Source organism: Catenulispora sp. MAP12-49, from assembly GCF_041262705.1.
Lineage (GTDB): Bacteria > Actinomycetota > Actinomycetes > Streptomycetales > Catenulisporaceae > Catenulispora.
In genome coordinates this window covers 63,225-88,917 of sequence record NZ_JBGCCP010000022.1, presented here as the reverse complement: position 1 = coordinate 88,917, position 25,693 = coordinate 63,225, and the positions used below count along the sequence as shown (strand labels likewise).

23 protein-coding genes and 2 pseudogenes are annotated in these 25,693 nt (G+C 69.3%); 20 read left to right on the top strand and 5 right to left on the bottom strand.

Annotated elements, in window-relative coordinates:
- Nucleotides 1-93: 93 nt before the first annotated feature.
- Together ABIA35_RS32450 and ABIA35_RS32445 are read left to right on the top strand one after the other, a co-directional pair.
- A pseudogene (locus tag ABIA35_RS32450) lies at nt 94-501 on the top strand (beta-glucosidase); the annotation flags it as partial.
- Between the two features lie 14 nt (nt 502-515).
- Complete coding sequence (locus ABIA35_RS32445; protein WP_370360468.1) at nt 516-785, top strand: hypothetical protein; 270 nt, start codon at nt 516-518, stop codon at nt 783-785.
- Between the two features lie 106 nt (nt 786-891).
- Here the strand turns inward: ABIA35_RS32445 and ABIA35_RS32440 are convergent, their stop codons facing one another.
- Nucleotides 892-1,575 (bottom strand): FadR/GntR family transcriptional regulator, encoded by a 684-nt coding sequence (locus ABIA35_RS32440; RefSeq protein WP_370360539.1) that lies wholly within the window; start codon nt 1,573-1,575, stop codon nt 892-894.
- Nucleotides 1,576-2,023: 448 nt separating this feature from the next.
- Here ABIA35_RS32440 and ABIA35_RS32435 point away from each other — a divergent pair, with 448 nt between their 5' ends.
- From ABIA35_RS32435 to ABIA35_RS32400, 8 genes are read left to right on the top strand one after another with little or no spacing between them, the layout of a single operon-like run.
- On the top strand, nt 2,024-3,361 hold the full coding sequence (locus ABIA35_RS32435) for an ABC transporter substrate-binding protein (protein ID WP_370360467.1): 1,338 nt from the start codon (nt 2,024-2,026) through the stop codon (nt 3,359-3,361).
- Nucleotides 3,358-4,278 carry a carbohydrate ABC transporter permease gene (locus ABIA35_RS32430; protein ID WP_370360466.1) on the top strand — a complete coding sequence of 307 codons (921 nt, stop codon included), beginning with the start codon at nt 3,358-3,360 and terminating at the stop codon, nt 4,276-4,278. Before ABIA35_RS32435 ends, ABIA35_RS32430 begins: the two co-directional genes overlap by 4 nt.
- Nucleotides 4,268-5,221 (top strand): carbohydrate ABC transporter permease, encoded by a 954-nt coding sequence (locus ABIA35_RS32425; RefSeq protein ID WP_370360464.1) that lies wholly within the window; start codon nt 4,268-4,270, stop codon nt 5,219-5,221. Before ABIA35_RS32430 ends, ABIA35_RS32425 begins: the two co-directional genes overlap by 11 nt.
- Before the next feature lie 28 nt (nt 5,222-5,249).
- Nucleotides 5,250-7,199 carry a hypothetical protein gene (locus ABIA35_RS32420; RefSeq protein WP_370360462.1) on the top strand — a complete coding sequence of 650 codons (1,950 nt, stop codon included), beginning with the start codon at nt 5,250-5,252 and terminating at the stop codon, nt 7,197-7,199.
- Entirely contained in the window at nt 7,196-7,834 is a 639-nt protein-coding gene (locus ABIA35_RS32415; protein WP_370360461.1) for an amidohydrolase, read from the top strand. The genes ABIA35_RS32420 and ABIA35_RS32415 overlap by 4 nt, the downstream gene beginning before the upstream one ends.
- Nucleotide 7,835: 1 nt before the next feature.
- Nucleotides 7,836-8,195 (top strand): L-rhamnose mutarotase, encoded by a 360-nt coding sequence (locus tag ABIA35_RS32410; RefSeq protein WP_370360459.1) that lies wholly within the window; start codon nt 7,836-7,838, stop codon nt 8,193-8,195.
- Between the two features lie 4 nt (nt 8,196-8,199).
- Nucleotides 8,200-9,246, top strand: coding sequence for a zinc-binding dehydrogenase (locus ABIA35_RS32405; protein WP_370360458.1), 1,047 nt, complete (start codon nt 8,200-8,202; stop codon nt 9,244-9,246).
- A complete protein-coding gene (locus ABIA35_RS32400; protein ID WP_370360457.1) occupies nt 9,243-10,010 on the top strand; it encodes an SDR family oxidoreductase in 768 nt (255 codons plus the stop codon). Before ABIA35_RS32405 ends, ABIA35_RS32400 begins: the two co-directional genes overlap by 4 nt.
- Before the next feature lie 78 nt (nt 10,011-10,088).
- Here ABIA35_RS32400 and ABIA35_RS32395 read toward each other — a convergent pair whose 3' ends face one another.
- The gene (locus ABIA35_RS32395; protein WP_370360456.1) at nt 10,089-12,038 is read right to left on the bottom strand and encodes an alpha-L-fucosidase; all 1,950 of its coding nucleotides are present in this window, start codon (nt 12,036-12,038) and stop codon (nt 10,089-10,091) included.
- A 499-nt stretch (nt 12,039-12,537) separates the two neighbouring features.
- Here ABIA35_RS32395 and ABIA35_RS32390 point away from each other — a divergent pair.
- Both ABIA35_RS32390 and ABIA35_RS32385 read left to right on the top strand, forming a co-directional pair.
- A pseudogene (locus ABIA35_RS32390) lies at nt 12,538-12,687 on the top strand (cellulase family glycosylhydrolase); the annotation flags it as partial.
- A gap of 59 nt (nt 12,688-12,746) precedes the next feature.
- Nucleotides 12,747-13,142, top strand: a complete 396-nt coding sequence (locus tag ABIA35_RS32385) for an alpha/beta hydrolase fold domain-containing protein (protein WP_370360455.1) — start codon at nt 12,747-12,749, stop codon at nt 13,140-13,142.
- Between the two features lie 28 nt (nt 13,143-13,170).
- Here ABIA35_RS32385 and ABIA35_RS32380 read toward each other — a convergent pair whose 3' ends face one another.
- Both ABIA35_RS32380 and ABIA35_RS32375 read right to left on the bottom strand, forming a co-directional pair.
- Nucleotides 13,171-13,641 carry a DoxX family protein gene (locus ABIA35_RS32380; RefSeq protein WP_370360454.1) on the bottom strand — a complete coding sequence of 157 codons (471 nt, stop codon included), beginning with the start codon at nt 13,639-13,641 and terminating at the stop codon, nt 13,171-13,173.
- Between the two features lie 336 nt (nt 13,642-13,977).
- Nucleotides 13,978-14,673, bottom strand: coding sequence for a hypothetical protein (locus ABIA35_RS32375; RefSeq protein ID WP_370360453.1), 696 nt, complete (start codon nt 14,671-14,673; stop codon nt 13,978-13,980).
- Between the two features lie 330 nt (nt 14,674-15,003).
- On the opposite strand from ABIA35_RS32375, the gene ABIA35_RS32370 reads away from it, so the two are divergent.
- The 8 genes from ABIA35_RS32370 (at nt 15,004) to ABIA35_RS32335 (ending at nt 23,887) form a co-directional block, all read left to right on the top strand.
- Nucleotides 15,004-16,023, top strand: a complete 1,020-nt coding sequence (locus tag ABIA35_RS32370) for a LacI family DNA-binding transcriptional regulator (RefSeq protein ID WP_370360452.1) — start codon at nt 15,004-15,006, stop codon at nt 16,021-16,023.
- A gap of 105 nt (nt 16,024-16,128) precedes the next feature.
- Nucleotides 16,129-17,418 (top strand): extracellular solute-binding protein, encoded by a 1,290-nt coding sequence (locus ABIA35_RS32365; RefSeq protein WP_370360451.1) that lies wholly within the window; start codon nt 16,129-16,131, stop codon nt 17,416-17,418.
- A 2-nt stretch (nt 17,419-17,420) separates the two neighbouring features.
- A complete protein-coding gene (locus ABIA35_RS32360; protein ID WP_370360450.1) occupies nt 17,421-18,323 on the top strand; it encodes a carbohydrate ABC transporter permease in 903 nt (300 codons plus the stop codon).
- A complete protein-coding gene (locus ABIA35_RS32355) occupies nt 18,323-19,153 on the top strand; it encodes a carbohydrate ABC transporter permease (RefSeq protein WP_370360449.1) in 831 nt (276 codons plus the stop codon). Before ABIA35_RS32360 ends, ABIA35_RS32355 begins: the two co-directional genes overlap by 1 nt.
- 96 nt (nt 19,154-19,249) lie before the next feature.
- Entirely contained in the window at nt 19,250-20,995 is a 1,746-nt protein-coding gene (locus tag ABIA35_RS32350; protein WP_370360447.1) for an amylo-alpha-1,6-glucosidase, read from the top strand.
- 154 nt (nt 20,996-21,149) lie between these two features.
- Nucleotides 21,150-22,487 carry a cellulose binding domain-containing protein gene (locus tag ABIA35_RS32345; RefSeq protein ID WP_370360446.1) on the top strand — a complete coding sequence of 446 codons (1,338 nt, stop codon included), beginning with the start codon at nt 21,150-21,152 and terminating at the stop codon, nt 22,485-22,487.
- 88 nt (nt 22,488-22,575) lie between these two features.
- The gene (locus tag ABIA35_RS32340; RefSeq protein WP_370360445.1) at nt 22,576-23,166 is read left to right on the top strand and encodes a SigE family RNA polymerase sigma factor; all 591 of its coding nucleotides are present in this window, start codon (nt 22,576-22,578) and stop codon (nt 23,164-23,166) included.
- Entirely contained in the window at nt 23,129-23,887 is a 759-nt protein-coding gene (locus tag ABIA35_RS32335) for a hypothetical protein (protein ID WP_370360444.1), read from the top strand. The genes ABIA35_RS32340 and ABIA35_RS32335 overlap by 38 nt, the downstream gene beginning before the upstream one ends.
- Nucleotides 23,888-23,924: 37 nt before the next feature.
- On the opposite strand, the gene ABIA35_RS32330 is transcribed toward ABIA35_RS32335, so the two are convergent.
- Nucleotides 23,925-25,670: a cellulose-binding protein gene (locus tag ABIA35_RS32330; RefSeq protein ID WP_370360443.1), complete on the bottom strand. Its 1,746-nt coding sequence runs from the start codon at nt 25,668-25,670 to the stop codon at nt 23,925-23,927.
- Between the last annotated feature and the right edge of the window lie 23 nt (nt 25,671-25,693).

Genomic DNA, 25,693 nt, shown 5'->3' with positions numbered 1-25,693 from the left:
CGGCTTCCCGGGTGCTTGAGGGGGCGCTCGGGAAGCCGTTGTCCTTGCCTTGGAAGTAAGGCGCTTGATACGCCAACACAACAAGGAGGCACCATGACCTTGATCGGCTCGTCGCGGCGGCTGGTCGCGCTGGGCGCCACCGCCGTGCTGGCGGCGTCGCTCATGGCGGCGGCGCCCGCGAACTCCGCGGCGGGTGCCGCGAAGAGCAGCGGGGCACCACCGATCTACCTCGATACGCACTATTCGTTCGCCGAACGTGCCGCGGACCTGGTCTCGCGGATGACGCTGCCGGAGAAGGTGGCACAGCTGCACACCAACAGCGCGCCGGCCAGCCCGCGCCTGGGCGTGCAGTCGTACACGTACTGGAGCGAGGGCCAGCACGGCATCAACCTGCTGGGAGCGGACTCGAACAACGGCGGCGCGACCGGCGGGCCGCACGCCACCGGCTTCCCGACCAATCTGGCCTCGACGATGACCTGGGATCCGGCGCTGGTCTATCAGCCTCCGGCACCGCCGTGATCACCTACAGCGACGGCACCACCCAGCCGTTCAGCCTCGCCTACAGCGACTGGTGGACCAACTCGGCGGCGTCCGGCGGCGGCGTCCTGGTCACCCTGCCGTATCTGAACCAACCCAGCGGAGCGCAACACAACCAGGTAAGCCTTTACGCGGACACGGTCTCGCTGATCCCCGGCAAGACCATCAAGTATCTGACCCTGCCGAACGTCGGCACGGCCCTGATCAACCAGACCGCGATGCACGTCTTCGCGATCGCGGTCGGCTGACCGGCGCGGAACCCTGACAGGGGCCGGGCGCGGTGCGATGCCGCGCCCGGCACCTTCATCTGGCGAGAGGGTGTCCGGTGGATCAGCACCGAATCGGTTCGACTCCTCAGCCGAACAAGCGCCGCTGTATCTCCCGCCGATAGTCCTCAAGCGTCTTGTCCAAGTGCACGCCGGCAGCGGCGGACGCGGCCTCCGGGTCCCCGTCGCGGATCGCCTCGTAGATCGCGGCGTGCTCGGTGATCGCCTCGGCGGCGTGGCTGCCGATCGCGCCGTGCAGGCCGATGGTGCTGGACTGGCGTTGCAGACGGCGGGCCTCGCGGACCGCGGTGAGCAGGAAGGGGTTGTGCGAGGCGGTGGCGATGCCGAGGTGGAAATCGTCGTCCCCGCGATCGAACAGCGCGGCCTGCCCGGTCAGGTGGCCCTGTTCGCACAGCGCCGCCGCCGACTCGATGGCGCGCAGTTCGGCCGGCGTCGCCCGGGTCGCGGCCAGGCTGCTGGCTGCCGTCTCCTGGACCCGTCGGAACTCGAAGAGCATGTAGACGTGGTCCAGGTCCGCCGGCAGGAAGAAGCCGCCCCATCGGGAGGAGCCCAGCAGGCCCTCGTCGTCGGCGACGTACAGGCCGCGGCCCTTCTGCGCGCGGACCCGGCCGAGGGCCGAGAGGATCTTGAGCGCCTCGCGGACCACGGTGCGGCTCGCGCCCAGCCGGGTGGCCAGCTCGTTCTCGGTCGGCATCCGGTCGCCCGGCCGCAGCTGCGACTCGGCGATCAGCTGCAGGATCCGCTCGGCGATCAGTTCATAGCCTGGACGGTAGGTGTCGGTGCGTGCTTCGTCCTGTTTCGCTGTGGACGCACCGTCTCCGGCCAGGACGGGTGTGCCGTCCACGGTGTCTCTCCTTCGTCGTGGTGCCAAGGAGCATACATGTGGGGGTCATCTGGAGCCAGATAGATCATACTCATCGGTGTGATGCGTGCGGCCATGTCGGGATGAATGCGGGCATTTTCGGAGTCAGGACGGCCGGCGCATCCAAAGATCTTGGACCGGCCTCTTGACGCGCGGGCCAATGCGCAGCTGTTATGTGTGCCACAAGCTAACCCGGCAGGTGTGTTACCGGTAACTGCTCGGCAACACCGGCGCGACGGCCCACAGTGCGTCGTTGCCACCCGATGAGTAAGACACATATTCCCCGTCCGGTCCGCCCAGCGAAGCTCGGCGGTGCCCCAGCGCAGTGGAGTCGTTCATGAACGTGAAATGTCACGCCGGGCTGCTGGCGATCGCAGCCCTGCTCGCCCTCGGCGCCGCCGGCTGCGGCACCAGCAGTGGCAAGGCCGGCACGGCCGGTACCGGCGGCAGCTTCAAGCCCGCCAAGCAGACCGGCGGAACCCTGACGGTGTGGGTCGACTCCACCCGGCTGGCCGCCGCGCAGCTGTACCAGAAAGACCATCCCGAAGTGAAGATGGACATCGTCACCTACGACGGGGACGCCAACGGGTCCAACTACCTGCAGACCAAGGTCAGCCTGTTCAACCGGACCGGTTCGGGGTGGCCCGACGTCGTCTTCAGCGCGGAGAACAACGAAGCCCCCTGGGCGGTGCCCGCCGGGTTCGCAGCCCCGCTGAACAAGGGGCTGATACCGCAGGCCACGCTGGACGGCTGGGCCACCAACGCCAACGCGCCGTGCACCGTGGACGGCACCCTCTACTGCCTGCGCAACGACCTGTCACAGACCGTCCTTTGGTACAACGACAAGCTCATGAAGCAGTGGGGCTACCAGGTCCCCACCACCTGGGAGCAGTACCAGGCGCTCGGCCAGAAGGTCGCCACCGAACACCCGGGCTACCTGGTCGGCGCCGCGGGTGACACCTTCACGCCCGAGATCTACATGTGGGCGAGCAAGTGCGGTGCCAACCAGATCACCGGAGCCAAGGCCGTCACGGTCGACACGACCAGCGCGGACTGCGCCAAGATGGCGTCCCTGCTGGACACCCTCATCCAGAACAAGACCATGTCGACCTCCAGCGTCTTCAGCTCCGACTTCGACAAGAACGAGGCCGACAAGATCCTGATGATGCCCGGCCCGTCGTGGTACGGCGGCGCGCTGTTCCAGGGCACCTTCAAGACCCCGGCCGGCCAGCTCGGCGTGGCGCCGATGCCGCAGTGGGCCGGCGACTCCAGCCCCTCGGTGGGCAACGTCGGCGGCGGCACCTGGCTGGTCTCGGCGCACAGCAAGAACCTCAAGGCCGCGACCGACTTCCTGACCTGGGTCACCACCTCCGACGACTACCAGGGCAAGCTCGCCCCCGGCTACCCGGCGTACACGGCGGCGGCCAAGACCTGGCTGGCGGCGCAGGCCGCCTCCGGCTACTACGCCGACGACATCACCGCGCCGCTGACGGCCGCCGCCGGCCAGGTGTGGACCGGCTGGGGCTACGGCCAGTTCAGCCAGGAGGCGGTCTGGGCGGCCACGGTCACCCCGGGCGTCACCGCCGGCAAGAGCATCAGCTCCCTGCTGCCGGCCTGGCACGACTCCATCGTGGACCACGCCAAGGCCGACGGATACCAGGTGGCGTCGAAGTGAGCACGCCCTCCGCGACCACCGGCCGGACCACAGCGCGGCGCGGCACCTCGCGCGCGCTGTGGCCCGGCCGGGCCGGCCACGGCTTCGTCGCCGCCTATGTGGTGCTGTTGATCGCCTTCGGCATCGTGCCCACCTGCTACGCGGTCTACTTCGCCTTCACCGACGGGAACGCCCGCTTCACGGGCCTGTCGAACTTCTCCCGGGCTGCTTCGGACTTCCGCTTCGCCCCGGCCGTCGGACACGTCGCGCTGTATCTGGTGTTCTGGCTGGCGGCCCTGGTGGTCCTGGTGGTCGGGTTGTCGTTGCTGCTGCACCGGCTGTCCGCGCGTGGCGTGAGCAAGGCTTTGAGGTTCCTGTACTACATCCCGGGCGCGCTGGCCGGCGCGGCGGGCGTGATGGTGTGGCTGTTCGTGCTCGACCCCTCGGTCAGCCCGGTGAGCTTCCTGCTCAAGGCGATGGGGTTCGACACCTTCGGCCAGGTCGTCGCCCCCGGTCATCTGCCGATCCTGTTCACCCTGATCGCGTTCTGGACCGGCGCCGGCGGGTGGATCGTGGTGATGCACGGGGCGCTGAACAACATCCCGCACGAGGTCATCGAGGCCGCGCGCCTGGACGGCGCGGGCGCCTGGCAGACCGCGCGGCGGATCCAGATCCCCATGCTGCGCAAGTGGATCGTCTACATGGTGATCCTCGCCTTCGCCGGCGGTACCCAGCTGTTCGTCGAACCGCAACTGCTCGCGCAGGCCAGCGTCGGCGTCGCGGGCCGCGACTACTCGCTGAACCAGCTTTCCTACGACTTCGCCTTCCAGAACAACGACGTGAACACCGCCGCGGCCATTTCCGTCGAGCTCCTGCTCGTCGGCCTGGTCGTGGCCGCGCTGTTCGTCGCCAGATCGGGGTTCTTCGATGCCGACTGAGGGACATCCGGCCGTATCGTCTTTCCGCACCCGGACGGCTGTGCTGCCGGCCGCGGAGTCGAGACGATTGCGCGGTGCGGCCCCGCGCAGGTCGCGCAATCCATTGCCGGCCCTGGTGCTCGGGCTGTTCGTGGTCTTCTTCGTCCTGCCGGTGCTCTGGCTGGTGCTCGCCGCGACCAAGACCGACGACCAGCTCGTGCACGGCAACCCGCTGTCGTTCGGGTCCTGGCACGCGCTGCGGGCCAACTGGGACGCGCTGACCTCCTACCAGGGCGACGCGATGTTCCAGTGGCTGCGCAACTCCGCGGTCTACTCGTTCCTGGCGCTCGTGATCACCCTGGTCGTGGCGATCCCCGCCGGCTACGCGCTGGCGATGACCGAGTTCCGGGGACGGCGCATGCTGCTGATCGCCACGCTCGTGGTGATGCTCATGCCGAACGCGACGCTGGTCGTGCCGCTGTTCCTGGAAGTCAACGCGGTGCACCTGATCGGGTCGATGTGGTCGATCATCCTGCCGTACGCGTTCTACCCGTTCGGCGTGTATCTGGCCTACATCTACTTCAGCACCGCGCTTCCCAGGGAGCTGCTGGAGGCCGCGCGGCTGGACGGCTGCAGCGAGTTCGGCGTCTTCCGCCGGGTCGCCCTGCCGCTGGCCGCCCCGATCGTGGCGCTGGTCGGGTTCTTCAGCTTCGTGGCCAACTGGACCAACTACTTCCTGCCCTACGTCATGCTGCCGCAGAGCAACCAGCTGCCGGTCCAGGTGGGGCTGGGCACGCTGCTCGACGACGTGCCGCAGTTCAACCCGACCGTCGGGGATCTGGCCGTGCAGCGCCCGGAACTCGCTTTGGCGACGTTGCTGGCGATCACCCCGGTCCTGCTCGTCTTCCTGTTTTCCCAGCGCTTCCTGGTGACCGGCATGCTCGCCGGCGCCACCAAAAGCTGAACGCTCCACCGAAACGGAGAAAGCCCATATGCATCCCGTCATCACGGCCTCGGTGCCGCTGCTCGAACCGCCCGGGTGGGCGCTCGCACAGCGTGAGCTGTTCGACCTGCTGGACCGGTCGTGGCGGCGGTTCGCCGAGGACTTCACCGGGCCCGGCGGCGAGCTCAAGTACAACGGGACGCTGTCCACCCGCGACGGCGGCGACGACTTCTACGAGGTCTTCTTCAACTGGCCGCAGCTGTATCTGCTCGGCGGTGCCGACGACCTGCTGGCCGCCTCGGAGCGGCACTGGGAGGGCGTTACCCGTCAGCTGACCGACCTCGGCATGCTGCGCGACGAGTACGAGCGCGGGTACGACTGGTTCCACCAGGGCGAGAGCCTGTTGCTGTTCTACTTCCTGTGCATGGCCGCTCCTGAGCGCTGGCGCGAGCGCGCAGTCCGTTTCGCAGAGCTCTACATCGATCCCGCGCGCGGCAACTACGACGCCGAGCACCACATCATCACCCGTCCCCACAACGGCAGCGATCCGCAGCGGGAAGGCTTGTCCGACAGCGACAGCTACCCGTGGCTGCCCAAGGAAGCCGACATGTACGGCTTCCCCCTGAACTGGATCCTGCCCGCGGGCGCCGAGCCCCCGCCGTTGGACGAGCCCCCGTCGTTGGACAAGGATCCGCGGCTGGGCGAACAGATGCGGCTGCGCATGGGCGTCGGCGACACCGCGGTGAACCTGGCGGCCACGGGACTGGCCCTCAACGCTCTGATCCTCACCGGCGAGGAGCGCTATCGGGACTGGATCACGGAGTACGTCGGCGCGTGGCGGGAACGGACCGTCGCCAACGGCGGCTTCATCCCCGACAACGTCGCCCCGGACGGAACCGTCGGCGGCCTGCTGGAGGGGCGCTGGTACGGCGGCCACTACGGCTGGAACTGGCCGCACGGCTGGCACAGCGTCGGACCCGCCGCCGCGGTCGCCGCCCTGGCCGCCGCCACGGTCACCGGCGACGACTCCTACCTGGACCTGGTGGCCTCCACGCTCGACGGGGTCATCGCGCAGGGCAAGACGATGGCGTTCAAGGACGCCGACTCCAGCTTGCAGTCCAAGTGGACGATCCAGCTGCTCGACGACGTCGCCACCGACACCTTGCACGTCCCGTACCGGTACGGCGACGACGGCTGGTTCGACTACAACCCGATGCCGCTGGTCGTGCCGGCCGCGCTGTGGCACCACACCGCCTCTGCCGCCGACCGCGAGCGCATCGAACGGCTGCGGGACGCCGCGGGCATCGACTGGAGCGTGATCCGCCCCTTCCGCAGCAAGGAGGAATCCGGACACGAAGAGTCATGGTTCGCCTTCCTGGCCGGCGACGATCCGGGCTACCCCGAGCGCATCCTGGCCACCGCGCAGGCCCAGGTCCGTCACCGCCTGACCCGGATGGAGCGCTACCGGGACCTGGACGTGCCCGAGGCCGACATCCACCTGTGGCAGCAGTCGAACCCGGTGGCCACCGAGGCCCTCGTCCAGCTCACCTGGGGCGGACCGCAGGTCCTGTACAACGGCGGCCTCCAGCAGGCGCGCGTGCGCTACTACGACGCCGACGCCCGCCGCCCCGGACTGCCGCCCTCGGTTGCGGCACTGGTGTCGAGCATCGATCCGCGGGCGACGGTCGTGGAGCTGGTGAACCTCGACCCGGAACACGCGCGCACGGTGATCGTGCAGGCGGGAGCCTTCGCAGAGCACACCATCACCACCGTCGGCTACACGGCCTGCGAAGACCCCTCATGGATCGGCGACCTGTACGACTACGGGCATCGGCAACCGGCCGAGACCGCCGAGTCGATCGATGCCGGCGGCTCCTGGCTCACCGTCGAGCTGCCCCGATCCACGCGCGTACGTCTGACTCTGAGCCTGGAGCTGCGCACTCGGCAGCCGTCATATCGCACGCCCTTCGACGGCGAGCAGGCCGGTGGTCCGGAATGACCGAACGCGATCAGGACCCTGCGGTACTGGATTCCCACATCCATTTCGGCCGGTACGCGGACGACCCGTTCGTCGTCGGCGTGCGCCGCAACGTGCAGGACGAGCCGTCGGGTTTTCTGGCCGACCGCGGCCTGCGGGAAGGGATACGTCTGCTCGGCGCCGCCGGATTGCCGTTCGACGCGTGCGTGCGGGAGCACCAGCTGCCCGAACTGATCGATCTCGTCGCGGCGTGTCCGGACACCACGATCGTCCTGGACCACCTCGGCAAGCCGACGTCGGCCACCCGGCACCGGCCCTGGCGGCAGGCGCTGGCCCGGCTGGCCGGGCACGGCAACGTCGTGGCCAAGCTCTCCGGGCTGGCCACCGAACTCCCCGTGAGCACGCTGCGGACCAAGGTGATCTCGCTGCTGCGCGGCGCACTGGAGGTGTTCGGGCCCGAGCGCTGCCTGTACGGCAGTGACTGGCCGGTGATGACCCAGGTCACCTCCTATGAGGACTGGCTGGGCCTGGTCCGCGAGGCGCTCACCGGGTATCCCGCGGCGACTGCCGAGGCGGTTCTGCGCACCAACGCAGAACGCGTCTACCAGGTCCACGCCGCCTCTTCGCCCGACACCCGCCCGAGAGCAAAGGCCTGAGATGCAGCGCATAGCCCAAGTCGCCCGCCTGGTACCGGAGCGGCGCGAGGAGTACCTCGCACTGCACCGCGAAGTCTGGCCGGGAGTCGAAGCCGCACTGCGAGCGGCGCACATCCGCAACTACAGCATCTTCCTCCACGGGGACATGCTCTTCGCCTACTACGAGTACCACGGCGAGGATTTCGCCGCCGACCTCGAGACCATCAAGGCGGACCCCGAGACGCAGCGGTGGTGGACCTTCACCGACCCCTGCCAGATCCCCAGGCCGGAGTCCGCTGACGGCAGCCGCTGGGCTGATCTGCCGGAGATCTGGCACCTCGGCGACGACCTGACTTCGACTTCGCCTTCGGAAGGATGCTGACACGATGACGGCCCCGCTGGCCGTGCGGTACACGGCGGCCCGCACGCTCACCACCGGTCCCGCCGAATCGGCGCCCCCGGAGCCCGGCTTCGTCGAGCTGGCCCCGGCCTACGTCGGGATCTGCGGCACCGACCTGCACATCTTCCACGGCGACATGGACGCGCGGGTCAAGACGCCCGCCGTGCTCGGACACGAGATGTCCGGCCGGGTGGTGCGCGTCGGGCCCGGCGTCGAGGGCTTCGCACCGGGCGACCCGGTCACCGTGATGCCGCTGCGCTGGGACGGAACCTGCCCGGCCTGTCTGCGCGGCTACAGCCATGTCTGCCAGAACCTTGATTTCATCGGCATCGACTCGCCCGGGGCGATGCAGCAGCGCTGGGCCGTGCCGGCCTCGACGCTCGTCCGGCTGCCGGAGACGCTGCCGCTGGACCGGGCGGCGCTGGTGGAGCCGACGGCCGTGGCCGTGCACGACGTCGGCCGCGCCGGGGTGCGCGACGGCGATCGGGTGGTGGTGGTCGGCGGGGGACCGGTGGGGGTCCTGATCGCCCTGGTCGCCCGGGCCGCGGGCGGCGAGGTCCGGGTGGTGGAACCGAACGCCCATCGGCGGCGGCTGGCCGAGCAGCTGGGTCTGAGCACGTGGGATCCCGGCGCCGACGACGTACCCGAGTGCGTGCGCGAATGGACAGGCGAGGCCGGTGCGGACATTGCGTTCGAAGTCTCCGGCGCCGAGGCCGGCGTGCAGACAGCGGTGGACGTGCTGGCCGTGCGGGGCCGGTTGTGCTTGGTGGCCATCCATTCGCAGCCCCGGCCGGTGAACCTGCACCGCTTCTTCTGGCGTGAGCTGACACTGATCGGCGCTCGCTTGTACGACCGGGAGGACTTCGAGACCGCTGTGAAGCTGGTCGCCGAGGGCACGATCCCAGCCGAACAGCTGATCAGCAAGGTCGTGCCGCTCGCCGACGCGCTGGGGGCGTTCCAGTCGCTGGAGGCAGGGGGCGACGTGAAGGTGCTGGTGGACTGCACCGAATCCGCATCGGAGGGTGCGGCATGAGCTCGAACCGATTCGACCTGACCGGATGTCTGGCCGTGGTCACCGGCGCCCGCCGCGGCATCGGCCGGGTCATGGCCCGCGCGCTGGCCGAGGCCGGTGCGGACATCATCGGCGTGAGCGCGAACCTGGAGGCCTCCGGCAGCGACGTGGAGAAGGACGTGACCGCCGCCGGGCGCGCCTTCGAAGCGATCCAGGCCGATTTCTCCGACGCCGCCGCCGTCACGGCACTGGGGGCAGACCTGGCCGGGCGCGAACGGCCGGTCGACATCCTGGTCAACAACGCCGGCACCATCCGCCGCGCCCCCGCCGCCCAGCACTCCGACGCCGACTGGGACCTGGTCCTGCAGGTCAACCTGTCGGCGCAGTTCGCGCTCGCCCGCGCCGTGGGGGAGACGATGGTCGAGCGCGGCCGGGGCAAAATCGTCTTCACCGCCTCGCTGCTCAGCTTCCAGGGCGGCATCACCGTGCCCGGATACACCGCCGCCAAGCACGGCATCGCCGGCCTGACCAAGGCGCTGGCGAACGAGTGGGCCCCGCACGGCGTCAACGTCAACGCCATCGCCCCCGGCTACATCGCCACGGACAACACCCAGGCACTGCGGGACGACCCGGAGCGCAGCGCGGCGATCCTGGCCCGCATCCCGGCCGCCCGCTGGGGGACCGCCGACGACCTCGCCGGCGCGACCGTCTTCCTCGCCTCGGACGCCGCCGCGTACCTGCACGGCACGATCCTGCCGGTCGACGGCGGATGGCTGGGCCGATGAAGCGGCGCCGGCCGCCGGCCGGCCGGGATGCGGGCCGGGATCGTCCGGCGGCCGGCCGAGGTCCCCGGGCCTGATCAGCTACAGCGAAGGGTCGTAGAACGGCCGGTCGTAGACCTCGAACGAGCGGATCGAGGCCCAGCAGCCGGCGTCGAGGGCGGTCACCGTGATGCGCAGGTAGCGCGTGGCCGCACCGAAGTCGACGGTCTGGACCTGGGAGGTGCTGCTCGTCGAAGTCTGGTCGGAAAGGGTCGTCCAGGCCGATCCGTCGGTGGAGCCGTCGATCCGGTAGCCGTAGCGGTGGCCGTCGAACTCCCAGGCGACGCGCGCCCCGGTGACCGTGTGGACGCCGCCGAGGTCGACGGTCAGCCAGTGGCCGGTCGCGCCGTCGCTCGCGCACCAGCGGGTGGAGGTGTCGCCGTCCACGGCGTTGGAGGTGAGGTTGCCGTGTGCTGTTTCCACGCTGTCGGCATTGGTGGTGTGGCCGCGGGCGATGTCGGCGGGGACGACCGGCCGGTCCAGGACGAGCGCGACGATGGTGTCGTCCGGGTAGCGGGTGCGGTCGATGCCGCTGAGCGTGGCCTGGTTCCCGCTGGTGACGCTGAGCGGGAGCGAGGCGTGCGAGACGACGTCGTAGGCGCGCACGGCGTGGGCGTCGCCCAATGCCGGCGTTGTGAAGGAGTTTCCGGAGTAGCCGGGCAGCAGGTGCACGTAGACGGTCGACCCGCTGAAGGTGAAGCCGTACTGGCCGTCGACCGGGTCCCAGGGTCCGCCACGGGTGTTGTAGACCGCCTCGCCGTTGGCCTTCATGAACGTCCCGAGCTGCGCCATGAGGGCGGCCTGGTTCGCCGGGACGGTGCCGTGGCGGTCCGGACCCACGTTGATCAGCACGCACATGTCCCGGATGAAGCTGTTGACCAGCAGGGACATCGCGTTGGCGTAGCTCATCACGTAGCCGTCGGAGTTGTAGCCCCAGGTACTGCCGACGCTGAACGTCTTCTGAACCAGGTGGCCGGATCGCAGGCGGCCGGTGGGCACGCCGCCGCCCTCGTCGACGTCGTAGTCGCCGATCCAGCCCGATCGGGGTGTGGAGGTCGCCGTCGGCTGGTTCTGGCGGACCAGGCCGGTCAGCCCCAGCGGCAGTCCCGTGCCCGTTTCGGTGGCGCCGTACGCGGCGTCCACCTGCCAGCCGTTGCCGGAGTCCCGGTAGCGACCCGGCTCCCAGAAGAACGACGCGTCGGCGTCAGTGCCCTGCTCGGCCAGCCAGCCGCCGTCCCACCAGAAGTCGTCGAGCGCCCCGTACTGGGTGACCAGCTCCTTGACGCACTGGTAGACCTCTTCCTTCATCAGCCGGGCGTTCTCGTGGTGCGCCGGGTCTGTGGTGTAGCCCCAGGGGTTGGCGGCGCAGTTCGTGCCGGTGACGTCGTAGTAGCCGGGGTAGCGCCAGTTGATGGGGGAGTAGTACAGGCCGACCCGAAGCCCTGCGGCGCGTACCGCCGCGACGTAGTCCCTGATGAAATCGTGCTTCAGCGGAGCCTGCCCTGCGTTCCAGCTCAAGGGGTAGCTGCTGGGCCACAATGCGAAACCGTCGTGGTGCCGCGCGGTCAGCACGGTGTAGCCGGCACCGAGTTGCTTGGCCAGTGCGGCCCAGTCGGAGGGGCGGTAGGCGTCGGCGGTGAACTGCTGCGACGAGGTCTGCGTCACGAAGTTCTGATACGCGGCGGGTGTGATCGCGGCCGAGTGCATGTACCACTCGCCGTGCGCGGGGCCGGCGTAGACGCCCCAGTGGATGAACATGCCCAGGCGGGTGTCGCGCATCCATTGGATCGTCGAGTCCGGCTGCTGCCACATGCCCTGGTCCAGTTTCGGTATCCGCAGCGGGACCAGCGGATTCGGCTGCGCGGCGGCGGCTTTGGCGGGGGCGGCTTGGGCAGCGGCGGCCGGGCTCTCGCCGCCGGAGGCGACGCTCGCGGCGGTCAAGGCCGCCGCCGTGCCGGTGAGCACGGCGCGCCGGGTCACAGGGTTCGTCATCGGGAGGTCTCCGAAACAGTCGGGAAAGCGTCCACGTGTCCGGTCACGCACATGTTTCACCCGGAGCCGACCGCGGTCAAGGCCAGACATCAGATCAATGAAAGAGTTAAGAGCCCTTAGTCGAATAGATGAAGGCTGAAACAGTTCATTCATCAGAGGTGTTGGCTCCGGGTGCTTGCTCTCCAGCCGAGGGGCTAGTAGCCTCCGTCGCGCAGCCAGGGCGAAACTTTCTCTTCATAGTAGCGAAAGCATTAAGGCTCTCAAGGCCCGCGCTGTCCCCGGATCCACTCACCCAGGAGGTCTCGTGCGGCTTGCTGTCTTGTCCAGAACCCGAAGGCGGTCCGGTGCGGCCGTCGTCGGTCTCGCCGGCCTGCTGTTCGCCGGCGTCTCCGCGGCGGCGGTCCCGGCGAACGCCGCGACGAACCGCTTTGTTGCCGCGTCGCAGCGCGCTGAAAGCACTCCCGCGCCGACGAACGCCGCGACCAGGTTCGTCGCCGCCATGCAGCCCGGCTACAACATCGGCAACACCCTCGACGCCATCCCGACCGAGACTTCCTGGGGCAACCCGCTGATCAACCAGCAGTACCTCCAGAAGATCAAGTCCCTCGGTTACAAGAGCATCCGGCTGCCGGTGACCTGGAGCGGGCACGAGGGCGCCGCCCCCGACTACACCATCGACCCGACCTGGATGGCCCGGGTCAAGCAGGTGTGCGGTTCACCCCCGCGGACATCGAACAGATGGTGCGCGACTATGTCGGCCGCCTCACCGCGCTGCCGCTGGCTGCTCTTCCCGGCACGGCCGACCTCGGAGGCCTTCCGCCGACCGCCATCGCCGTGTCCGAATACGACGACCTGCGGCCCTCCGGCGACCTGCTCGCGACGCAGCTCGAAGAGTCCGGCGTGCGCGTACGCAGGTATCTCGCCGCGGGGATGCTCCACGGGCACCTCAACCGTGCGCCCAGCCTCACGGAGGTCGACCGCACGCTGGACTTCTTCGCCGCGGAGCTCGTCGGCCGACGCGGTTTCAGCCAGGCGCGGATCGATGACCTGAAGGAGCGCCTTCCGGGATTGCCGGAACTGGTGGCCGACTGGAAGCCCCAGTAGATCCAATAGCCGCAGGCCGGTCGATCGGTTAGTCGGTGCCGGGAATCGCCGCGTTGGCCTGCGTCGACCGGCTCGCTGATCCGGCGCGCGCCGCCCCGTCCGGCCGCGAGCGTGCCAGCAGCGCGTCGAGTGCCAGTGGTCCGGCGCCGACGAGGGCGATCGCCAGGAAGGACCACGAGAACAGCGCGGCCGGCTCGCCGCCGTTGGCCATGGGCAGCAGGGCGTGCTTCTGGTGTACGGAGAAGTAGGCGTAGGCCATGGTTCCCGACAGGACGACGGCCGACAGGCGCGTCCCGAGTCCGATCATCACCAGCAGCCCGAAGACCAGTTGCAGTGCGGCTGCGACGCCGCCGGGCCAGGTGGTGGGGGACACGGTGTGCCCGGTGGGTTTGACCGGGAAGCCGGTCAGGGTGGAGGCCCCGTGGCAGGCCATGAGGAATCCGATGATGATCCGGTAGAGCGATATACCGATGGGCGGCAGTGACCGGGGGTCAGGCATGCGGCTTACCACTTCCGTCTGGATCCGCCACACAGCGGGCGGACAACTGGTTTTGTCCCCGCATGGCGCTTCTGGGCTGATGCGGGGACATGGAGTGCCGGCGGTGGGAAACGTATCGGTTCGAGGCTTTGGCGGGAAACAGCAAGCAGCGCACGGCGTGTGCGGCCTTCTCGCCGAACCAGGACTGCGGGGCAGGTCAGGGTTCGCTCGGCACGGCGAGTGCAGCGCGGCGGATGATGAAAGTTTCACCAGGACGGGCCGCCGAGCTCGGCGCGCGGCCGGTCCGGGCCGCAGCTGATGATGCGACGGCCCGGACCGGCGAAGGCGATCGGCGGGTCAGAAGACGGTCGCCGAGTCCAAGGCGATGACGTCGTTCGCACTGGCGCCGTTCTTGCTGCCGGTGACCGTGATGGTGATGGTGTGGCTTCCGGAGGCCAGTCCCGATACGGCGAACAGGCTCGTTCCCGGAATCCGGGTGCTGCTGTAGTCGTCCACGCTGCGCGCGCTGCCGCCGTCCACAGAGTAGGTGGCGATGCCCTGGTCCACGTCCTTGACGCCGTAGACGACCGCACCGGTCCCGCTGAAGCTGAGCGTCGCGGTGGAGCCGGCGGTGCTGTTCCAGTGAGCGGTGCCGGTGTACAGGTCGCCGACGCCGGTGGCGGTGCCCCAGTTGCTGCCGTAGGTGAAGCGGTCGGTGCCGGTCGTGGTCCCGTCGTCGATGGTGCCGGCGGCCGGGCTGACTGTCGCGTCGTCGAGGGCGACGATGTCGCTGGCGCTGGCGGAGTTCTTCGTCCCGGTAGCGCTGATCGTGACCGTGTGAGTGCCCGCGCTTAGACCGGTGCTGGACCACAGCGGTGCCTGGGGCGTTCGGGTACTGGCGTAGTCGTCGGCGTAGGTGACCGGTCCGCCGTCCACGGAGAAGCCCGCGATGCCCTGATCGTGGTCCTTGACGCCCCAGATGGTGACGGCGCTGCCGGTGAAGGTGTAGGTGGCGGTGCCGCCGTTGGTGTTGCTCCACGTGAGGTGTGCCATGGTGTCTGTCCTTCGTCAGTGACGGAACACGGTGGTGCACAGGATGAAGTGGGGCCTCGTCAGGCCGTGAGGGGCCGGACCGGTGGCGGCAACACAGGGCTGCCTCGAACACAGAGCCGCCTCGACGTCGAACCGGTTCGTCAGAACGTAGGGTGCTGCTTCGCGACTGTCAACGGCACCGGTCCGCCAGGCTGTCAGCCGGCTGACTTCGGGTGCTGGTTACATGGTTGACACTCTGCAGCGGACGCGCTTACCCTCGCTTCCATTCATCGGTCGAACCGGTTCGAATATCGCCCCCTCGCCCTTCGCTCTCGTCCATCGGAGAATCGCGTGAACATCGGTGAGATCGCTCGGCGTGCGGGAGTCTCCCGCAGCACGGTGTCGTACGCGCTGTCCGGGAAGCGTTCGATCTCGCCCGAGACCCGGGCGCGGATCCAGGCGGTGATCGACGAGCTCGACTATCAGCCCAGCGCCACCGCGCGGGCGCTGTCCTCCGGCCAGACCCACACCCTGGGCCTGGTGTTCCCACCGGCCAGCAGCCACTACACCGACATGCAGTTGGACTTCATCGGCTCCCTGGTCGAGGCCGCGGCCGGGTTCGGCTACGACGTGCTGATGGCCGCGTCCATCGGCGACGGGGACAAAGGGCTTCGCCGGCTGGTCGCCGAGCGGCGGGTGGACGGCGCGGTCCTGATGGAGATCCGGCTGGAGGACGCGCGGGTCGACTACCTGTCCGAGTCCGGGTTCCCGTTCGTCACGATCGGCCGCACCGGCAAGCCCGACCACACCCGGTGGGTGGACATGGACTACACCGCCCTGGTCGGTTCGTGCGTGCAGCACCTGGCGCATCTCGGCCACCGGCGGATCGCCTTCGTCAACCGCTCCGAGCGGCTGTTCCGGGCCGGATACGAGTCCGCGCATCGCAGCCTGACAGGGTTCGAGGACGCCTGCGAGGAACAGGGCGTCATCGGAGCGGCCTACCTGTGCGGGGACGACGCGGCCTCGGGGGAGGACACGATCGGCCGGGTCCTGGCCGTCGATCCGGACACCACCGCACTGGTGACGGTGAACGAGGCCGCGCTCGGCGGCCTGTACCGGGGCCTGGCCGTGCACGGCCGCAAGGTCCCGCTGGACTTCTCCGTCGCGGGCATCGCGCTGAGCCGCTGGGCCACAGCGGTGACGCCGCAGCTGACCGCGGCCGACGTCTCGGCGGCGGACATGGGCCGGGTCGCGGTGGAACTGCTGCTCGAACTGCTCGCCACCCCCGACGCGCCGCCTCGGCACGTCCTGCTCGCACCACCGGTCTCCCTGCGCGCGAGCACCGGACCCGCACCTGCGTCAGACAGCTGATACAGCGCGTTCTCCGGTGCTCGCGCCACCTGGATATCCCATCCTCCGCACGGCAATGCGGAGTCCATCAGCCGCCTGATGGCGGCGGATCGAAAGGGAACGACTATGAAAGCACAGTCCATAACCCGGCGCGTCGCCGCGGTCGGGCTCGCCTTGGCGGTCACCGGCACAGCCGCCGCCTGCTCGGCGTCGAAGAGTTCCACAGGCGCTGACAGTTCGGCGGGCGCCGCCGGTTCCGGCGGGTCCGGGGCCGGCGGCGGAACCTTCACCGTCTGGGACCCCTACCCGCAGTTCGACAGCGGTTCGGCCTGGTCGCAGCTGCTGACCAAGTGCGGCAGCCAGGCCGGGGTGAGCGTCAAGCGCACCGGCTTCGACACCACCGACCTGACCACCAAGGTGCTGCTGGCCGCGCAGCAGGGCAACTCCCCGGACGTGCTGATCGTCGACAACCCCGTGGTCTCCACGCTGGCCGACGCCGGAGTGGTCACCGACACCGGGACGACGCATCTGGACACCACGGGGATCGCGCCGAACCTGCTGGCGGCCGGGCAGCTGGCCGGGAAGACCTACGGCGTGCCGATCGGCGCGAACACCCTGGCGTTGTACTACAACAAGTCGGTGCTGGCGGCGGCCGGTGTGGACATCGCCTCGGTGAAGGACTGGTCCTCGCTGACCGCCGCGCTGGCGAAGGTCACCGCGGCCGGCAAGAAGGGCATCACGTTCTCGGCGATCGGCACCGAGGAGGGGAGTTTCCAGTTCCTGCCGTGGTTCTGGGGGTCCGGTGCCGACCTGAAGAAGCTCGACTCATCGCAGGGGGTGGCGGCGCTGTCGCTGTGGACGGACTGGCTGAAGAAGGGCTACGCGCCGAACTCGGTCATCAACAACACCCAGACGACCAGCTGGCAGGAGTTCGCCACCGGGCAGTACGCGTTCAGCGAGAACGGCACCTGGCAGCTGGCCAACGCCAAGAAGGCAGGGTTCGACTACGGGATCATCCCGATCCCGGCGATGAACGACGGCACCGCGGCCGCGCCGACGGGCGGTGAGTTCGTCACGATCCCGGTGCAGGACAAGACCGGCCGGTACGCCACCTCGCAGAAGCTGGTGGCCTGCCTGACCAGCGCCGACAACGCGCAGGCCACCGACACCACGCTGTCCTACGTCGCGGCGACCCCGGCCGTGCAGGCCAAGCAGGTCGCCGCCGATCCCGACCTGGCGCCGTGGGTGGCCGCGGTCGCCGCGGCCAAGGGCCGCACCAGCGACGACCTGGGGACGAAGTACCCGAAGATCTCGCAGCCGATGTGGACCGCGGTGCAGGCCGCGCTGTCCGGTTCGGCCTCGCCGCAGTCCGCGATGACGACCGCGCAGAACGCCGCCGCCGCGGCGACCAAGTGAGCATGACAGCGCCCGGTCCCCGTCCACGCTCCACGCAGTGGGCGGGGTGGGCGTTCCTCGCTCCGGTCACCATCTACCTGCTGGCGTTCTACGCCTACCCGATGTACCGCAACATCGAGCTCAGCCTGCACCACTACACGGTGCGCTCGTTCGTCCACGGCGGCGCGCCGTTCACCGGCTTCGACAACTATCGCAAGATCCTGAGCGACCCGGCCTTCAGCCCGGCGCTGGTCCACACGCTGGTGTTCACCGGCGTGTCGATCCTGTTCCAGTTCTGGATCGGCATGGGACTGGCGGTGTTCTTCACCCGGCACTTCCGGTTGTCCGCGACGCTGCGCGCGCTGTTCCTGGTGCCGTGGCTGCTGCCGCTGATCGTGTCGGCCTCGACGTGGTCGTGGATGCTCAACAGCGATTCCGGGATCGTCAACCACGTGCTGCACGCGCTGGGGATCGCCCCGATCGACTGGCTGACGTCCCCGAAGTGGTCGCTGGCCTCGGTGATCATCGCCAACGTCTGGATCGGCATCCCGTTCAACCTCGTCATGCTCTACAGCGGGATGCAGGCGATCTCGCCGGAGCTGTACGAAGCCGCGGAGCTGGACGGCGCGAGTGCGTGGCAGCGCTTCTGGAAGGTCACGTTCCCGCTGCTGCGTCCGGTCGCGGCGATCACGCTGCTGCTGGGGCTGGTCTACACGCTGAAGGTCTTCGACATCATCTGGATCATGACGAAGGGCGGTCCGGCCGGCTCCTCGGCGACCTTCGCGACGTGGTCCTACCAGCTGGGATTCGGCAACCTGCTGCCGGAGTTCGGGCCCGGGGCGGCCGTGGGCAACCTGCTGGTCGTGATGGCACTGGCCTTCGGCCTGATCTACATCCGCGCTCAGCGCAGGCAGCGGGAGGCGTGATGCCCACTTTTCGACGTCCCCGCACCACGTGGTGGAAGACGGCTGTGGGCCTGGTGCTGACGGCGCTGATGCTGTTCCCCGTCTACTGGATGGTGAACGAGTCCCTGACCCGCGACCAGGACATGCGCAAGACCCCGCCCAACTGGTTCCCGGTCCACGGAACCCTTGACGGGTACCGCGCCGTGCTGAACCAGCAGATGCCGTATCTGGGCACGAGCCTGTTCATCGGGCTCGGGACGGTGGCGGTGACCGTGGCGGTCGCGGCGCCGGCCGGATACTCGCTGGCCAAACTGCGGCCGCGCGGCGGCGGCGCGCTCAGCTTCGCGCTGCTGATCGCGCAGATGATCCCCGGGATCATCATGGCGATGGGCTTCTACGCCATCTACCTGAACCTGGGGATGCTCGGCAGTGTGCCGGGGCTGACCGTGGCCGACTCCACCATCGCGGTCCCGTTCGGCACGCTGGTGTTCGCCGCCTTCATGTCCGGGATCCCGGGGGAGCTGCTCCAGGCCGCCAAGACCGACGGAGCCGGACAGCTGCGCACGTTCTGGTCCATCGTCATGCCGGTCAGCCGCAACGCCGTTGTCACCGTGTCGCTGTTCGCCTTCCTGTGGGCCTGGTCGGACTTCGTGTTCGCCAACACCCTCGACAGCTCCGGCGGGGCCCAGCCGATCACCCTGGGCATCTACCACTACATCGGCAACAACAACCAGCAGTGGAACGCGATCATGGCCACCGCGGTCGTCGCCTCGGTCCCGGCCACCGTTCTGCTCGTCGTCGCCCAGCGCTACGTCGCCGCCGGTGTGACCGCCGGTGCGGTCAAGGACTAGCCAGGACTGGCCAGGACCAGCCCGCACCAGCCCGCACCAGCCCGGATCTCCCGCCGACGCAGAGCCGCCCGCGTCCTGTTCACAGAAAAGACCACTATGACCATCGCCGGTGCCCTTCCGACCTTCGACGTCCGCGACATCCCCTTCAGCCACCACGGATCCTGGTTCGGCATCTCGCCGGTGGTCGCCGAGGCGACCTACGCCGACGACCTGCACCTCGTGTCCCATCAGAACGGACTGCACCCGGTCCTGCGCTTCACGCCGACCGATCCTTCCGGTGTCCGGGTCGAGGCGACCGTGGCCGCCACACCGGCCAGGCTCGCCTGGACGTGGCAGGACTCCGGGTTCGAGCTCGCCTACGAGAGCGACGACACGGTGCGGGTCAGAGGCGGGGGCACCGGCCTGGGCCTGCGCCTGACCGCCGCCGATCCGAAGCTCACCCCGTTCAGCGGACCCTACTTCTACCGCGATCCGGTCGACGGGTCCTACATCTTCACCCTGTACCAGACCGGCCGCCGTTATCGGATCACGGTGCTGCGAGGGGAACCCGCCGAGGTGTTCGGAGTCCAAGCCCTGGGAACAGCCGAGCGGGGTCTCCAGCTGCCCGCCGACCGGGCCTGGGAGATCACCGTCGAGGAGTTCGACAGTGCTCGGCCGCGCTACCGAGGCGGTGCCGCGTTCGAGGGTGTGGTGGAGACCGCCGCGACGGGGTTCGCAGAGTTCGTGGACGCGATCGCCCCTTGGCGTACCGCCGACACGCCGGCCGCGGACCTGGCCGCCTACGTCCTGTGGTCGGCGACCGTCCGCCCGGCCGGGTTCCTGAGCCGGCCCGGTGTGCTCATGTCCAAGCACTGGATGGACAAGGTCTGGAGCTGGGATCACTGCTTCAACGCCATCGCGCTGGCGGCCGGCGCGCCGGACCTGGCGTGGAGCCAGTTCCAGATCCCGTTCGACCACCAGGACGACAGCGGTGCCCTTCCGGACTCGGTGACGCACTCCGAGGTCCTCTACAACTACGTCAAGCCGCCGATCCACGGCTGGGCCCTGGGACATCTGCGCGGGAAGCTGCCCCGCCCACTGAGCGGAGCCGAGCTCAAGGACGTCTACGGCAAGCTGTCCGCGTGGACGCGCTTCTGGCTGTCCGCACGCCGTGTCCCCGGCCAGGCCCTGCCGCACTACCAGCACGGCAACGACAGCGGCTGGGACAACGCGACCACCTTCGACGCCGACCGGGTCGTGCAGACCTCGGATCTGGCCGCGTTCCTCACCCTGCAGCTCGACCGGCTCGCCGGACTCGCCGAGGAACTGGCCCTGCCCGACGAGGCCGAGACCTGGCGGCGCCATCGCGAGGAAGTCAGGGCCGCGATGCTGAAGGAGCTGTGGCGCGACGGCCGGTTCGTCGCGCGCGGCGCGGCCACGGGAAAGACCACGGCCAGTACGAGCCTGCTGGACCTGATGGCGATCGTCCTCGGCGACGCGCTGCCCGAGGACGTCCGGGACACGCTGGCCCACGCCATCGAGGCCCACCTCACGCCACACGGGCCGGCCACCGAGCAGCCCTCGTCGGAACACTACGAAGCCGACGGCTACTGGCGCGGCCCGATCTGGGCGCCGTCGACCGTCCTGATCGAGGACGGTCTGCGGCGGGCCGGCTTCGTCGAGCTCGCCGACGAGGTGAGCAGCCGGTTCCGCGCGCTGTGCGAGAAGTCGGGCTTCGCAGAGAATTTCGACGCGCTGTCCGGCAGCGGCCTGCGCGATCGTGCCTACACCTGGACGGCCAGCGCCTACCTGATCCTGGCCGCGGCGTATGAGTCGCGCGGCGGGAGCGGTCTATTGGTCTGAAACTTTCGACACCTGTACGCCGATGGCAAAGTAAAGCCAGAGGTCTGAGCGGTCTTCTCCATTAAGAGTATGAAGCATCGATTGACCCTTGCATGTCAGGATCATACTATTCCGTCGAACTCATCCAGCGAATCGGTTCGATGGAGTGTGAGAGATGAACAAGCGCAGAGCCGGCTTCGGGCCGGCCGCACTGGCGGTGCTGGTGGTGGCCCTCATCACTGCCCTGGTGGCTTACGGGAGTCTGAGTACCGCCGCGGCGTCCCCGGCTGCCGTGGCTGTCGGGGCGGCTGGAACGTCCGCCGGCTGCGGCAAGGCCCCGACGCTGGCCAGCGGGACGCACACGATCCAAAGCAGCGGCCAGACACGCAGCTACATCCTGCGATTGCCCGCGGGCTACGACGACACCCTCTCCTACCGCCTGGTCTTCGGGTTCCACTGGCTCGGCGGGACGATGAACGACGTCGACTCCGGCGGGACCGACGGCTACAACTGGTCCTACTACGGCCTGCGCAAGCTGGCCGACGCCGACGGGAACGGCACCATCTTCGTCGCGCCCCAGGGCAACAACAACGGCTGGGCCAACCCCGGCGGCCAGGACGTGGCGTTCGTCGACGACATGCTCAACCAGTTCGAATCAGGACTCTGTATCGACACCGGACAGATCTTCTCCTCCGGCTTCAGCTACGGGGCCGCGATGACCTACGAGTTGGCGTGTTCGCGGCCGACGGTCTTCCGCGCGGTCGCCGTCTACTCCGGGGCGAACCTCAGCGGATGCGACGGCGGCACGCAGCCGGTCGCCTACATCGGCCTGCACGGCATCCGGGACAACGTCCTGCCCATCGCCGACGGCCGTTCGCTGCGCGACACCTTCGTCCGGAACGACCAGTGCACGCCCCAGAATCCGCCCGAACCGGCATACGGCAGCCTGACGCACATCGTCACCGCCTACACCGGATGCAAGCCGGGATACCCGGTCGTGTGGGCCGCGTTCGACGGAGCCGGCCACGATCCCGGACCCATCGACGGCAGTACCGGTGACGGCTGGCACACCTGGACCTCGGGGGTGGTGTGGAACTTCTTCACCCAATTCCAGTCCAGCCCGCCGCCGACCTCGCCATCCAGCACGCCCAGCACGACCCCGAGCACCACGCCCAGCACCACGCCCAGCACGACTCCGTCGAGCAACCCGCCGCCCACCGGCGCGTGCAGCGCCACCTACTCGACGACCAACTCCTGGCCAGGAGGCTTCCAGGGACAGGTCACGGTGACCGCCGGAAGCGCGGCGGTCAACGGCTGGACCGTCACATGGACGCTCGTCAACGGCCAGACCATCTCCCAAGTGTGGAGCGGCACGTTGACCACCAGCGGTTCGTCCGCGTCGGTCACCAACGCCGCCTACAACGGCTCGCTGCAACCGTCCGCCTCGACGTCGTTCGGCTTCCTGGCCAACGGCTCGCCATCGGCTCCGGCACTGAGGTGCACCAGTCCCTGACCCTGCTAAGCTGCCTATCCGCAAAGCGGTTGAACATTCATCTAAATCCTTCATCTAAATCCTTCATCGGAGAGGCTCCCTCGCGAAGATGGTCTTCGACGATGCCTCGGCGGAATTCCACGACTTCTTCGAGCGCCACTACGCGGAGCTGAGCCGTCTGGCCTTCCTGCTGACCGGCGAGTCGGACGGGGCGGACGATCTCGCCGCGGACGCCATGCTCGCGCTGTGGCACCGGTGGGACCGGCTGCGTGCGGCCGACCACCCCGTCGCCTACGCCCGCGGCGTGGTGGCGAACATGGCGCGCAACCGCACCCGCCGGGCGATCCGCGAGCGCGGCCGGATCAGGCTGCTGTGGGCCGGTCGGACGGAGCGCACCGAGGAGCCGGACCTGGCCGGCGGCGTGGACGTCCGCGCGGCGCTGGCCAGGCTGCCCTTCCGCAAGCGTTCCTGTGTGGTGCTGCGGCATGCCTTCGACCTGTCGGAGAAGGAGACCGCGCAGGCTCTGGGAATATCGGTCGGTACGGTGAAGAGCCAGACCTCCAAGGGTCTGGCCGAGCTGAGACGGCTGCTCGGAGCGCAGGCGAGCGGGGATTTCGGGCACGGGGACATGGGCAACGCGGATCCGGCGGAAGGGGGATTCAGTGGACGACACCCGCAAGCATCTGCGCCGGGCCGCTGAGGCCCACGAGCCGGACCGCGAGGCGATGCTGGCCCGGATCGACCAGGGCATGGCCCAGGATTCCGACGCTCGCCGGGCCCGGCGGTACCGCAGGCGCAGGCAGGCCTCGTGGGCCAAGGTCTCGCTCGCGGCGCTGGCCGCCGTCGGCGTGCTGGGCCTCGGCGGCCTGGCCGTCGCGGCCGGGGTCCGGCAGCAGGCGCCTGAGCGTCCGGCGCCGGTGGTCGTGGCGCCGACCGGTCAGGCCGCAACCCCGCAGCCCCGCGTCTCCTCCGCGAGGCCGCCGGTCTCCTCCGGCCCGTCCACGCCGCACCGCTCGGCCGCGCCGACCGGCGACGGCGTGATCTCCGCGCGGGCTGACATCAACGCGCACAGCACCGTCTACTGGAGCCAGAACGACCTGACCATCGATGTCGCACAACCGCTGACCGCGATGACCGTGGAACTGCGGATCGCGCAGACCGGCGGTGTGCAGAGCACAGGGGACTGGCTGACCGCGCCGCCGGACGATTTCACGATCACCGTGACGCCGTCCGACGGCTACCTGGTCTACCGCTGGGTCCTCAAGCCCGGCCGGACGATCCCGGCGGCCCGGCAGCTCTTCGCCGCGCAGTTCAACCACCAGACCGGCAAGCGCGACGCGGGCAAGGACACGTTCCTCGTCCAGGCCACGGCGTCCGGCCGGACCAGCGAGGTCCACGGGGAGTTCCCGGCGGGCGGTTGAGCCTTCCGCCGCCGGCCGGGCCGGTTCTACGGTGTCATCACCGCCGGTGCGCCGCGCCGGCCCGTCGCCGGCGGACGACCAGGACGCCGCCGGCGCCGACGACGACCAGGCTCCCGATCGTGCCGTAGGTGACGACGCTGCCCGCGCCGGTGAAGGCCAGCACGCCGCCGGTGACCGCATGAGCCTGCGCGCCGTCGGCGGCAGCCGTGGTCGACCCGACGGAGGTCGGCACCACGGCAGCACCGCTGTGCTGCGAGCTCCCCGCGCTGGAGGTGGCGGATGCCTGCGGGCTCTGATGCGTGGAGTGTGCGGCCGGAGCCCCGGCCGGCTTCAGCTGGAGCGTCGTGATCGAATACGGCGGCAGGGTCTGGGCGGCCGCGGTGCCGGCCGTCGCGGTCGTCAGAGCGGTGCCGCCCTTGGTGTACGAGACTGTCGTGACCGCTCCGGACGCGGGCGTGAACCCGGCGTACGACAGCGACACGGTCGCCGGGTTCGCCGCGTTCTTGTTGATCAGCATGACGTTCAGGCCGCCGCCGGCGGTGCGCACCGCGTGGACGGCGACCGACGCGTCGCGCGAAGACGCCTTCACCATGGTGTCGCCGGGCGCGGCCAGCGCGGTGAGCGAGCGGATGCCCCAATACGTCGGGAACGGCGTCTCCGAGGCCGGTTCGCACGCGCCTCCCGAGCACGTCCCGCTGGAGAGCACCCCCTCGTCCTCGTAGTCGGTCTGGCCGTCGACGGTCTTGACGGTGCCCGGGCCGTTGTGCAGGTCCCACCAGTCGACGTTGAAGACACCGTGCTCGAACCAGGTCATGTAGGTGTCCGGCGCGTACAGTGCCGCCGCCTGGCTGGTCTTGGCCGGCGAGTTGTCGCCGTCGGTCTCCGTGACGGCGATCTGGACGGACGATGCGCGCGGGCCGGCGTAGGCGGCGATCAACGAGCGCAGCGTGTCGGTGACGGCCGCGATCCGGTCGGGGGTTCTCAGCAAGTCCGCGGACGTGGTGCCGCCCGGATACCAGTGGACGATGACGAAGTCGATCGAGCTTCCGGCGATGGAGAGCACCGTGTGGTTCCAGTCGGCGGTGTCCCCGGCCGCCTTGCTCCCGTCCGGCCAGCCGCCCGGCGTGGTCAGAACCGCTCCGATCTTCACTGCGGGATCCACAGCCTTCATCGCCTTGGCGTAGGCGACCAGGTTCGTCGCATACGCCGCCGGGCTCTTGTCGGCATGCGAGTCGGTCTCCCAGCCGCTCCCGTAGTGGCCGTTGCCGTAGACCTCGTTGCCGATCTCCCAGTACTTCACGCCGTAGTGCTTGTCGACGTTCGCGTACTCGACCCAGTCGGCGGCCTCCTGGGCCGAACCCGTGCCGTAGTTCGCGATCAGGATGGGCTGCGCCCCGACGGCCTTCGCGGTGGCCATGAAGTGGTCGAAGTCGGTGTTGGGCGCCACCCAGCTGCCGGGTCCGCTCAGGGTGTTGGTCTTCCAGTGGTAGCCGTCGCCGACCGATCCTCCGGGATAGCGCAGCTGCCGGATACCGGCGGCCTTCATCAGCGATGTCGCCGCGGGAGCGGTCATGTTCGGGTCGTAGACGGCGGTGTTGAGGCCGATCCCGGTCGCGGGCACCGTGCCCAGGGACGTGCCGGCGTCCACCGTGACCGTGGCGGTCGGCGCGGCGCCGGCGGTGGCAGGTGTCGGCACTGTGGTCGCGAAGCCCGCGGCGGTCAGGAACGCGACCGTCCCGGACATCGCACGGCGGGATCGGGGCGGCGGGAGGGTGGGTGACACGGAGGGTTCCCCTTCGAGGTGGA